The sequence below is a fragment of the Oribacterium sp. Sow4_G1_1 genome (genome assembly GCF_052116105.1).
Classification (GTDB): domain Bacteria; phylum Bacillota; class Clostridia; order Lachnospirales; family Lachnospiraceae; genus Oribacterium.
In genome coordinates, this window is record NZ_JBQKLS010000023.1 from 20,241 (window position 1) to 32,325 (window position 12,085).

Consider the following 12,085-nt stretch of genomic DNA (forward strand, 5'->3'; position numbering starts at 1 on the left):
ACGAAAAGAAGCTGTGCCAAGTGGCACAGCTTCCAAAAGTTTTGTCTCGATTTTATCTGGATTTCGGTAAGCTTTCAGATTACCAGTCCTGGGCGTTTCCGTCAGAGATCTGTCCGTCCGGGCCCGGTACGTTGATCATGGTGTAGTCGATGACCGGTGCGATCTGGTTCGTGTATGCGCCCGCCGGTACAGATGGTCCGAACATCGCGCCTGCGGTCTGGGTGAGATCCGGCTCGCCGATCGCACTTGCAGCGTTTGTGTAGGCTGCATTTGCGGCTGCAGCAGCTGCCTTCGATGCGGCGACCTTATCGCTTACGGTGGTTCCGTTCGCTGCTGCGGCGCCTGCGCCCTTGATCTTGATGACATTGGTTACGATCTGGTTTGCTGTGAGGGAAGAGGTGCTGCCGGCCTTTTGTGTGCCCTTCGCTGCGTTTCTTGCGACGGACTTCGCGTTAAATGCGTTCCGCACCTGCTTCGTGGAGGTGACGGTATCTACCAGGCTCTGGTATGCTGTATTTGCGGTGCCTGTACCGGCCGCGAGTGCGGTGCCTGCGAGTACAGATGCACTCATCAGAACAGCGGTGGTGGTTGCGACTACTTTCTTCGTGAAGTTTCTCATATTCGTTCTCCATTTCCCTGCAGGTCCCGCAGGATATTCGAGGTGCCGGGCACCCGACGATCAAATCGTTCTCTGAAAGGCTTCAGATAAAGCTACGGTGTTCTCAAACCGCTTCAGCCTCGCCATCGGTAAACCGATTCAGCTGATAATCCTACTATACCACAGCGGATTATAAAGAACAGCGCTTAAATTCTTGTTATTTGCTTAAGATTTGCTGGAGAATTCCAATTGCAGGCACTGTAAGCGCTTTAACTCGCGATCATGCCTACAAGAAAAGAATTCAGGCAGCAAGATTTCCTAGTCGCCTCATATTTCTCCAATTTCTGACGATTTCTTAACGTTTTCGTCAAAATCTGTAAGCGAATCGCAATCGAATCCCGCGGATTTCTGCACCCTCGGCATGCTATAGTATATTTATTCATGCATTATAGTACGTGTGTTGTACCGGTATGCGCACGAGACATGCATCAGCTGCGTTTTCTATCCTCTTTCATGGGGCGCGGGCCAATGCTGAGATCCTGCGGCCATCCGGTCATCTATATCTACGAGGGGGAAGGTGTTATGCGTAAGTTCGAGCGATTCAGAAGAGTTACGAAAGGGAGGGCGATGTCCATACTGGCCGCGGGTGCCACGGCGCTGCTCAGCGCGGTGCTTCTGTCCACGCCTGCGCTTGCGGGTGAGTGGCGGGCAAACTCGACGGGGTTCTGGTACATAAATGATGATGGGAGCTATCCGACCTACGCGTGGCAGTGGATCGACGGAGACGGCGATGGGGTCTACCAGTGCTTCGCCTTCGACGAGAGCGGGTATCTCATGCTGAATCAGACGACACCGGACGGCTATCTCGTCGGAGAGGCGGGTGCCTGGTTCGACGGAGTGACGCCCGTGACCCGGACGTATCCGGTCGGCACCTATGTCGCGCCGACGCCGATCGAGGGGCTCCGGAAGTATGGTTACGCTTCGGACGGCACCCGTCTCGTGACAAGTCGCACGGGCTCGAAAACGAACGCTTCCAATAAGACGAACAGCTCGAGCAACAAGAATAATAAGAATACGTCCACGAACAAGACGCATTCGTCCAGCTCGAAGAACAACAGCAGTGTTCTCAATAAGCCGAATGCTGGCAACACTGCGAGTGTGTCGAAGAAGGATCTCGTGACGAATAAGATCACCGTCGGTAAGACGGACGCAAACGGCGATGGCACCACTACCGGCACAGGTACCAGCGCCAATGCTTCAACCACCGAGCGGGTGGATCCGAGCACGACCGCACCATCCACCAGCGGCTTCGGTCCATCCGTCCCGAAGAAGAACACGAGCTCCTCGAGCGCGAGCGGCCCGCAGACCGTGATCACAAACAGCGACGGCCCGAACCGCGGTGGCAGCGTCACCACTGAAAACCGATAAAACGATCGAAACGGCAGAGGGAAGCCCTCTGCCGTTTTCAGTTCAGCCAGGAGACCCGACTTGATTTTACACGGTCTCTACGTATGGCCTCCGTTGCCGCCCCCTCCGGGTTCCCCCTGCCTAAGCTGTTATACCTGTCTACGTGCGTCGAGTTCGCCGGCGATGGATGCCTGGATCTCGTCGATCTCCCGCAGCTCTTCTGCGGAGAAGCTGGTGTTCTCGATAGCACCGAGGTTCTCGAGGATCTGCTGCGGCTTCGATGCGCCGATCAGAACCGAGGTGATCTCCGGATCGCGGAGGTCCCAGGCGAGGGCCATCTGTGGAAGCGTCTGTCCACGGCGCTTCGCGATCTCATCGAGACGACGGATGCCCTCCATCTTCTCCGGCTTGAGGTCGTCTGCGTGGAGGAAACGACCGTCCTTCGCGATGCGGGAATCGGACGGGATGCCCTTCAGGTACTTCTCGGACAGCATGCCCTGTGCGAGCGGTGAGAAGCAGATGACGCCCATGCCGTCCTCGCGGGCGAAGTCCTTGAGCCCGTTCTTCTCGATGGTGCGGTCCAGAATCGAGTAGCGGTTCTGGTTGATGATGAGCGGCAGGTGGATCTCACGTGCCAGCTTCCGCGCCTCGGCTGCGTGCGGGCCGTCGTAATTTGAGATGCCGACGTACAGCGCCTTCCCGGAGCGTACGATCTGATCGAGCGCCATGATGGTCTCCTCGAGCGGGGTCTCCGGGTCCATCCGATGATGATAGAAGATATCCACATAATCGAGCTGCATGCGCTTCAGCGACTGATCGAGTGATGCCATCAGATACTTACGGGAGCCCCAGTCACCGTAAGGGCCGTCCCACATGGTAAAACCTGCCTTCGAGGAGATGATCATCTCATCACGGTACGGACGAAGATCTGCGCTCATGATCTTTCCGAAGTTCTCCTCTGCCGCACCCGGCTCCGGGCCGTAGTTGTTCGCCAGATCGAAGTGGGTGATGCCGTGGTCAAATGCCGTAAACAGCATCGACTTCATCACGTCCATGTCGGCCTCCGTGCCGAAGTTATGCCAGAGACCCAGGGAAACCTTCGGAAGCTTCAGTCCCGACTTTCCACAACGCCGGTAGAGCTTCTCCTCCTCGCTGTAACGGCCTGCTGCGGCCACATATTTCTCGCTCATATCTTCTTCCTCCTTTTAGAAACCAAGAACCTTTACAGCTCCCGCCGGCTCATCTCAAGTGCCGATGCGATCACCTTATCCATGTCATAGTACTTATACTCACCGAGGCGGCCACCGAAGATCACGCGCGTCTCGCTGTCTGCCAGCTTTTTATACGCCTGATAGAGCGCGCCGTTTTTCTCATCATTGACCGGATAGTACGGCTCATCGCCCGGCTTCCACTCGCTCGAGAACTCGCGGGAGATCACGGTCTTCGGAAGGTCCCGCCCCTCCGCGTCCTTGCCGAACTCGAACCACTTGTGCTCAATGATCCGGGTCCATGGCGTCTCGCGATCGGTGTAGTTGACGGCAGCATTGCCCTGGAAATTCGGCTGGTCGAGCAGCTCCGTCTCGAAGCGCACCGACCGGTACTCGAGCGTGCCGAGCTGGTAGCCGAAGTACGCGTCGATCGCACCGGTGTACACCACCTTCTCCGCGAGCGCGTCATACTTCGCCTTCTCAGCGAGGTAATCCACACCGAGCTCCACCTCGATGCCGTCCAGCATGTTCGCCACCATCTGCGTATAGCCCCCGACCGGAATGCCCTGGTAGAGTGCATTGAAATAGTTGTTGTCGAAGGTGAGGCGCACCGGCAGGCGCTTGATGATGAAGGACGGGAGCTCCGTGCACGGACGGCCCCACTGCTTCTCGGTGTAGCCCTTGATGAGCTTCTCGTAAATATCCACACCGATCAGCGAAATCGCCTGCTCCTCGAGGTTCTGCGGCTCAAACGGCGCATCCGCCGCGAGCCCGCGCTCCGCCTGCTTCCGCGCGATGTAATCCCGCTTCTGCTCGTCGATCTTCGCCGCGGCTTCCTCCGGCGTCACCACGCCCCACATACGGTTAAAGGTGTACATGTTGAACGGCAGCGAATACAGCTCGCCGTGGTAGTTCGCCACCGGCGAATTCGTGAAGCGGTTGAAGGTCGCAAACTGCTGCACGTAGTTCCAGACCTCCGTGTCGTTCGTGTGGAAGATGTGCGCGCCATACTTATGCACATGGATGCCCTCCACATCCTCCGTGTAGACATTGCCGGCGATGTTCGGACGCCGATCGATCACCATCACCGACTTCCCCGCCTTCCGCGCCTCATGCGCAAACACCGCACCGTACAGGCCGGCACCCACTACCAGATAATCATATTTCGCCATATCACGCTCTCCTTTCGCTGATTTCATTCACTTTTTATCTATAACATCCCGCTTGGGTGACACGCCAGGAAGCATCCCTTCACGCGGCCCGCCCGCACCGGCATCCGTCTAGCGTTTTCACAGAATCTGCTGCCGGCCAGGTCTCAGCACGTCACCTTCAGCAGCTCGCTCTGTCCACGGATCTCGAGGCCAATGCTGTCAGCCGGCACGAAGATGCAGTCGCCTTTCCGGAACGAAAGCTCCACATCCTCGCCGCTGAGCGTACCGCTGCCATCCACACAGAGCAGCACCTCGAAGGACGCCGGGCCCGTCGCAAACACGACGGATTTTAACATCGTATCCAGGTGGATCCGCTCCGTCAGGAAGTACTTGCACTGCTCGAGGAGCTCCACGCTGTAGCCGTCGTGTTCCTCACGCTCGCGCTGCAGCTGCTCCGGCAGCGGTTTCCGCCGGAGATCCACGACGTCCAGCGCCTTCGCGATGTGCAGCTCCCGTGGTTTTCCGTCCTTCCCGAGCCGATGATAGTCATACATCCGGTAGGTGAGGTTCGAGCTCTCCTGGATCTCCACGATCATCGCACCCGCGCCGATGGCATGCACCGTGCCGGACTCGATCAGAAAGACATCGCCGCGATGGATTTCCACCTTCTGGAGATACTGCTCCACCGTGTCGTCCTCGAGTGAAGCCGCCAGCATCGCCCTCGTAAGGTCCTGGCGGAAGCCATAGACGAGGCTCGCCCCCGGCGTCGCTTCAAGCACATACCACATCTCGGTTTTCCCAAGCTGCCCGTGCTCATGCGTCCGCGCGTACTCGTCACTCGGATGCACCTGCACTGACAGATCCCGCGCCGCATCGATAAACTTGATCAGCACCGGCAGGCCGCCCTCGCCGTCCGTCTTCGGATGCGTCCCGATGAACTCCGGATGCGCACGAAGCACATCCACGAGCTTCTCGCCCGCAAATACACCACTCGCCACGCGCGACGGCCCATCCGGATGCGTCGAGCACTCCCAGGTCTCCGCCAGCGGCGTCACATCTATATGTTTATTATACTCCTCGCGCAGCCGCGTACCGCCCCAGATATAATCCTTGGCCGCCGGCGTCAGGAGGAAAGGTCTGTTTTTCACTTGCATACTACAAAAAATGAGAGCCATGCTGTACGCACGGCTCTAATAAACAGTTATCAATTTCACGTGTGGGATTATAGTAACACATCTAGGGTAATTGTCAATCTTCGGGTGATGCGGATGGCCTCGATGACGTTCATAAAATCAACGGCACACCGGCAACTCACAAGGTCATCCGACTCCCCGATCATCACTTTTTCTTTACCATGCAACGTTTCCGGAAGAATGAAATCCCATAGCAGAGAATCTGGTCGTAGTCGTCCTCGTACTCCGCAGCATACATCCGATCATCGATCTGCTGTAATGCCATATCGCACTCTCTTTCCATATTTTCCAGGGTCTTCGTGTACTTCGCTTCAAAGATGGCGACGCGTGCATTCACCGGATCATAGACGACCACATCGCTGCGGCCTTCTCCATGCTCCTTATTCGAATCCACCATGTATCCTGCACCTGTGAAGATGCCCGCCAGGAACGCATGGTAGAAATCCTCCCGATAGTCATGGTAGCTGATGGTGCGCCGGAGCAGGGCATTCATCTCTTTCGTTATGCCCTCACTGTCACCACGCCAGACGGCATCAAACAGCGCAGTTCGATTCCACTTCTTCGTGCTGTCATCAAACCAGCGGATGACGGTCGTCTCGAAGATCTCCCGGATCTCTGCATTCGGAATCATCAGCGCAACCATGCCATCTGGAACTTCACCCTTATAATCCGCTTCACGTGCCCGCGTCAGGTAACCTGTCAGGTAGAGTGTGCTCCAGAGGTTATCTTCTGAAGCGTGCAGGTAGTCGTACGTCAGGTTTTCATCCACTCGCTGAACGATGCAGCCACCAGCCATTAAGATTTCAAGCTTGTTTGTGATCGTACTCCCTGCATAGTCGATAAAGGAACGGATGATCGCATTGTCACTGGTGTTCTTCCAGTAGCTGATCGGCTTCGCCTTCGGATCGCGCTGCAGCTCCAGCATGTAATTCATCACATCCCACGGACAGTAGACATCGAAGTCTCCGAAATGATAGCCATCATACCATCTCCGGATGCTGTCCGCCTGTTCCGTCACACCCGCATCCTTCAGCAGCTGGTCCACTTCACTCTGCACGAAGCCGAAATACTCATTCAGACGAGAGTTCGTAATCGTATCGGACACAAAATTATTGGTGCCCGTAAAGATGCTTTCTTTCGCAATCTTCAGGCAGCCTGTCACCACTGCAAATTGAAGCGCCTGATTGTCCTTCAGAGCCTGCAGTAAGCCCTTCATGACATCCAGCATTTCCGCATAGTATCCGTTACTGTTTGCCTTGGCCACCGGAACATCATACTCATCGATCAGGAGGATCACAGGTTTACCATAGTGCTGCTGCATCATCCTGGTAAGCAGCAGCAGACTTCCTTTCGTGTCTTTCAAGGAAGCCTGTCCCCATTCCAGCTGCTTCGCGATCTCCTTATCACTGGTACCGATTCTGTCGCTGTCCAGCAGATAGCGATGCTTTTTATACAGTTCCGAGATGACCCAGGTGAGCATATCGTATGCCCCGGTGAAATCAAGACCATCCACCTGCCGAAACGAAACAAAAATCGTCGGATACTGATTCATCCACGCATCGCACAGCGCCTGATCCCTCGCAATCTCCAGCCCCTCAAACAGCGCTCTACTGTCCTTCCGGATGTCGAAAAAGTTTTCCAGCATACTCATGCCCAGCGTCTTACCGAAGCGCCGAGGACGCGTGATCAGTGTCACTTTCGTCCCGGTTCTACTGAGCAGTTCTCCGATCAGCCCTGATTTATCGATGTAGTAATACCCGTTTTTACGAATTTCTTCAAAATTCGAAACCCCAACAGGAATATTCAGTATCCTCATCGCTGTCGCTCCTTTCACGTAGCCATGCGCATCACGATCTTTTGCCACCAGATAGCACATTACTCAGCACCCCCTAAAATCATGCTCATTCCGAATCAATCCAATTATCAGCACACCAAATTTCCGTTGCAGAGTTTATAAACTTTTTAGAATTTGTTTATTCTTTCTTACCGTGGCCTGGCCCCTCCTGCCCCTCTTTAATACCGGTTTTCGAAGAAGCAGTCCGCAATATATTCCGGAGACTCTGCCCAGAGACCGTTTTCCGTATTCTGCAGTGTCTTATAGGTATCGGAATGATAAAACTGTCCCAATGCCTCTATGAAATCAATCTTCCTAGCTTCTTTAATAATATCAACGACTGCCCGGATCTGAATGAACACGTTCATCGTGATATCTTTCCCATTAAAGGTATATATCTCACTCATACCGATCCCTCCCAACAAATCTCAAATATTCCAGTGCTTTTTGTGTGTGAAATGATACCTGATTATTTACCTTATTGTATCGAAGTCTGTTTACAGCTTCCTCCGCATGAAGGATTCCCGCAATGTAAAGCTGAATCGTCTCCATGGTATGGTATCTTTCTTATATTTCAGAATAAATTCCACAATTTTGATTCCGGTACCAAGTTCTTTATAGATTCTTGATTTTTCTATATGAAATATATTCGTCTCGTCGAAATCACCGAAATTCATTTCCGATTCTGCTATAGCAATCACTTCAGCATAACTCCTATTTCTTCTCTATAAAGCTGCCTAAACGTATCCATGATCGTATTATGTTCCAGTAATTCAAATCTTTCAGCGATTTCACACTGCACCTTATTCTCTTCATTCTTATAAAAAGAAATGTATCGCACAGCACTATCCTGATTCCGCTTTACTTCGATGTATTTTGATAAGAAATAGTCATGTGTTGCGACAAATATCTGTACACCTTCGTGCTCTAACATGATAAGAAGCTCTGCTAATACAGGAATATATTTCGGATTAATATTCGCTTCAGGTTCATCCCAGAAAAGTATCGATCCCTTTTCAAGCGTCCCGTTTTTTACCAGCTGCCAGAGCAAAGCTATCTTACGTAATCCCTCCGCAACTAAATTAAACTCAATTTTAGCCTGGGTACCCGGCTTAAGATAAAATCTGTCATCCAGTAATGTAACTTTACCTGTGCTGATTTTCTGCAGAATTTCCAAATATCTTTTTCTTTCTGCAGAGTCTGCGCCTCTGGATATGTCGATTTTAGCAGCCGCAATAATGTCCAGATATGTATCATCAAACTCTACATTTCCCATCTTAACTGCAGCTTCTAGATTCCACGCATTGGACAGAATCTCTTTAGCCGGAATAAAGACACTGGTCAGGTCCTGCTTTTCCCACTTTTCTTTTCCCCTAACCTCTGCATCCCATTTTTTCGTGCGAGTAGTAAATACCATACCCAGTTTCGCCCGGTCAGAATCCACAGAAACATGCGCAGTATTATTACTGTTCTTTCTTCTGTTTACTAAGCGACCGATATTTGACTGATCCGGTCGAAAAAGCATCGTTGATTTCTGAGAGAAAGACACATCATGTTTAGACGCCCAGCATGCCGCATACAGCAGCTTCATTATGTGCGTTTTTCCCATCCCATTTTCGCCTATAAATACATTCAGTCCTTTACAAAAATCAATACTTATATCTTCGAATACAGTAAAGTTGGCTGCTTCAATTCTTTTTAATGGCATTTTCATCACTCCGATTTCTGTATACTATGCTGACTTCAATCTTACCACATAATAGAAGTCACAAGAACCCCCAAAATCGTGGCTCACGTAGCTTTGAGATATTTCAAAATGCTTCTGAATACTCACCTGCCAATACCAAGTAATCCTTTCACTGCCCGTCGTAGTTCATCACTAAAATCCGACAAATCATCATAGGTAATCACCTTCAATCGTATAAGACGCATAATTTGCCATATAGCATCTGATTTTCTCATCTCCATGATCACGCCCGGATGCTGACGATCTGTTTTTATGCGCTCTTCCAGTTCCCAGAATTTATCCGATGCCCGCCGGGTCTCATCCGTCAGAACAGTCACATACTCTCTGACGAGCCTTTCCATATACTTTTCCTGCCAAACTGATAGTTTTACCCGAAACAGTTTCCAGTCACTTTTGCTTATATCCATAATTTTAAGACTCCTCTCACTTTACTTTTCTTGATATCTTCAAAATCTTCTTCGCCATATCAGCTCTCCAGATAGCTCAATAAAATCTCGGTATCATCTTCTCCGCCAGACAGAAGATCAAAAATATAGTTCCCCACAGAATCACCGTTATCAGAAGCATCTGCAAGAAGAGCATTCACTTTTTTATCGTCGATCTTCGCAAAGTCCGCTATACCATCCGTATTCGGCTTTCCAATATATATGTCCTTCGTGCTTACATACTGAACGATATATGGTGAATGACTTGCCACTATGATACGGCAGTCACCTGCAAGCTGGGAAAGAACCGAAAGATAGCTTTGCAGCAAGCTCGGATGAATGGAGTTCTCCGGCTCCTCAAACGCAATCAGATGATAGCCGTTGATCCTGGACAGGATCGTATACGTCAACATCAAAAACACTCTCTTGGCTCCATCTGACAGGCTTTCGAAATTCAATGGCTGATTCAGATTCTTATCCTGAACAAACATCGAATATACTTTATTGGAGATGATATAAGGAGCGTTAACCGGCAGCTCCAGCCCATGCAGCTCCCCTAGATCAACCTCCTTCACATCGATACTAAAGATGTTCGGAAACAGTTGCATAAAAGTATTCATTAATATCTCATACTGATCCGGATACCCCGCCTTCAGCTTATATACGATTCTAGGCACATCATTAATGCTTGAAAAATCAAATCCATCAGAGTCCTTAGGAATGAGTGGCGTTTTTATATACAGCGGCGCTGCATCAAAATCTCTCTCTACATAGATTTTGATGTTATTCAGATTCTCAACGACCGGTCTGTAAAACAGATCCTCATAAGCAAGTAGTTTATTAAGGATAAGCTCGTTCTCCTCCACCTTTATTACAGTACTGCATCTGCCGCTCTCCGAAGATTTGTAAAAGGACTTTTCCTCATCACGTTGAATCAGTTTAACCGGCTTCTGATATTTCTCATCCGCTCGTGTCGTAAGCCACTCCTTCACGATTTTGCAGCCAGATGTGTTTTGCCCATTATTTTTTAAAGTTTTTAATAATCACCTTCTCAATGGCCATTTGCAGCCTCCTATTTTAGCGCCACTCTCCCCAAAAGCCTTAAACTCTGTACATCAACACATCCCACTATTAGATTCTTCTTTATCTTTATCAAACTTCTGTCGAATATCTTTCTTCCCGGGGCCTGGCCCCAATGTTCAAGATAATTCCCGCGCTGATTATGCCGGTGACAAAGACAGCTTTACGCCATCTGCCATAAGAATCTTCATATATTTTATTCATTGCTGCCTTATATGACGGCATCTGTCTTACCACCTTCCTCTCCCCTGCATTGTCCACGATTTCATTCACAGATTAGAAGTGTTATAACAAATATTCCTGAAAATTCCTAGCGTTCCGAACAATTTTTCCCGCAGTCTTCGCGACATCTGACGACATTTCTCAGAACCGGAACAGCATATGGGTAAAAAGTTCCCTATGACACAAAAGAGATCCCCGAAAACACATCTGTCTCCGGGAATCTCCGCATTATATCCGTCTGCACGACGGTATTGTTTTTCTGTTGATCTGTCTTTCGCTCCGGTGCTTCTGCGATAATCCTACCAGGTTCTGGAATTCAGCGCTCTGAACTGGGCAACGGTCGGTACATGGGAGTTCAGACCGCCATCAACGTTGATGATCTGGCCTGTCACATAATAGCTCTCATCCGATGCAAGATATACGCAAAGATGTCCGATATCCTCCGGGCAGCCATAACGGTCTACCATAATATTGCTCAGGAAGATATCCTTTAATGCCTGCGGAACATGCGCCTCGTTCTGCGGAGTAACGATCAGACCCGGACGAACACAGTTGCAGCGGATTTTCTGTTTTCCGTACTGAGTTGCGACAGCCTGAGTCAGCATATTAACGCCTGCCTTTGCGCACGCATACGCGGTAGATCCGAGGTCGCCGGCGCAGGAAGCCATGGAACCGATATTGATAATGGAACCTCCATCCGGATTCTTCTGCAGATACGGAAGAGCAACTTTCGTTGTATAGAATGTACCGCGCATATCGCTCTGGAAGATCGCATCCCACATTTCCAGTGTCAGTTCATCAACACGTCCGTCCTTTAATCCAACGTTTGCCGCATTGTTTACCAGGATATCGATTTTTCCGTACTTTTCTTCCGTATCAGCAAACAGCTTGTCAATGCTGTCCATCTGCGTCATATCCATAAAGTGATAATAAGCTTCTCCGCCTGCTGCTGCGATCTCATCCACAACGGCCTGTCCTTTTTCCGCTCTTCTGCCGCAGATCACAACTTTCGCTCCCTCTGCCGCATACAGCTTCGCAATTCCCACACCAATACCACTTGTTGAGCCTGTAACGATCGCAACTTTGCCTTTTAATCTGTCCATTTTTCTTCCTTGTATGATGATTCCAGAAGCTAAATCAACATTTTCCTTTCTTTTTGATTCTGTGGTTAAATACATTCAGATACTGTGGGACTTTTTATTATCCCCTGTAGCTCTGAC

The 12,085-nt window shown here is 50.6% G+C and carries 12 protein-coding genes; 1 reads left to right on the forward strand and 11 read right to left on the reverse strand.

The window, feature by feature from the left end; all coding sequences use genetic code 11:
- Positions 1–79: 79 nt before the first annotated feature.
- Positions 80–619, reverse strand: coding sequence for a hypothetical protein (locus tag ACTQ52_RS11265; RefSeq protein WP_441982668.1), 540 nt, complete (start codon positions 617–619; stop codon positions 80–82).
- A 561-nt stretch (positions 620–1,180) separates the two neighbouring features.
- Between ACTQ52_RS11265 and ACTQ52_RS11270 the strand changes: the two genes are divergently transcribed.
- Complete coding sequence (locus ACTQ52_RS11270; protein ID WP_441982669.1) at positions 1,181–2,026, forward strand: hypothetical protein; 846 nt, start codon at positions 1,181–1,183, stop codon at positions 2,024–2,026.
- 128 nt (positions 2,027–2,154) lie between these two features.
- Here the strand turns inward: ACTQ52_RS11270 and ACTQ52_RS11275 are convergent, their stop codons facing one another.
- The 10 genes from ACTQ52_RS11275 to ACTQ52_RS11320 form a co-directional block, all read right to left on the reverse strand.
- Complete coding sequence (locus ACTQ52_RS11275) at positions 2,155–3,195, reverse strand: aldo/keto reductase (RefSeq protein WP_410043623.1); 1,041 nt, start codon at positions 3,193–3,195, stop codon at positions 2,155–2,157.
- A gap of 32 nt (positions 3,196–3,227) precedes the next feature.
- Complete coding sequence (gene glf, locus ACTQ52_RS11280) at positions 3,228–4,385, reverse strand: UDP-galactopyranose mutase (protein WP_441982670.1); 1,158 nt, start codon at positions 4,383–4,385, stop codon at positions 3,228–3,230.
- Between the two features lie 143 nt (positions 4,386–4,528).
- Positions 4,529–5,512 (reverse strand): type I phosphomannose isomerase catalytic subunit, encoded by a 984-nt coding sequence (locus tag ACTQ52_RS11285; RefSeq protein WP_441982671.1) that lies wholly within the window; start codon positions 5,510–5,512, stop codon positions 4,529–4,531.
- Positions 5,513–5,702: 190 nt separating this feature from the next.
- A complete protein-coding gene (locus tag ACTQ52_RS11290; RefSeq protein WP_410043620.1) occupies positions 5,703–7,373 on the reverse strand; it encodes an AAA family ATPase in 1,671 nt (556 codons plus the stop codon).
- 197 nt (positions 7,374–7,570) lie between these two features.
- Positions 7,571–7,798, reverse strand: coding sequence for a hypothetical protein (locus ACTQ52_RS11295; protein WP_410043615.1), 228 nt, complete (start codon positions 7,796–7,798; stop codon positions 7,571–7,573).
- Positions 7,791–7,943: a DUF3990 domain-containing protein gene (locus tag ACTQ52_RS11300; RefSeq protein ID WP_441982672.1), complete on the reverse strand. Its 153-nt coding sequence runs from the start codon at positions 7,941–7,943 to the stop codon at positions 7,791–7,793. Before ACTQ52_RS11300 ends, ACTQ52_RS11295 begins: the two co-directional genes overlap by 8 nt.
- A gap of 145 nt (positions 7,944–8,088) precedes the next feature.
- Complete coding sequence (locus ACTQ52_RS11305; protein ID WP_441982673.1) at positions 8,089–9,099, reverse strand: AAA family ATPase; 1,011 nt, start codon at positions 9,097–9,099, stop codon at positions 8,089–8,091.
- 122 nt (positions 9,100–9,221) lie between these two features.
- Complete coding sequence (locus tag ACTQ52_RS11310) at positions 9,222–9,545, reverse strand: hypothetical protein (RefSeq protein ID WP_441982674.1); 324 nt, start codon at positions 9,543–9,545, stop codon at positions 9,222–9,224.
- A 59-nt stretch (positions 9,546–9,604) separates the two neighbouring features.
- Positions 9,605–10,555, reverse strand: a complete 951-nt coding sequence (locus ACTQ52_RS11315; RefSeq protein ID WP_441982675.1) for an AAA family ATPase — start codon at positions 10,553–10,555, stop codon at positions 9,605–9,607.
- Positions 10,556–11,164: 609 nt separating this feature from the next.
- Positions 11,165–11,968: an SDR family NAD(P)-dependent oxidoreductase gene (locus tag ACTQ52_RS11320; protein ID WP_410043614.1), complete on the reverse strand. Its 804-nt coding sequence runs from the start codon at positions 11,966–11,968 to the stop codon at positions 11,165–11,167.
- Positions 11,969–12,085 lie beyond the last annotated feature (117 nt).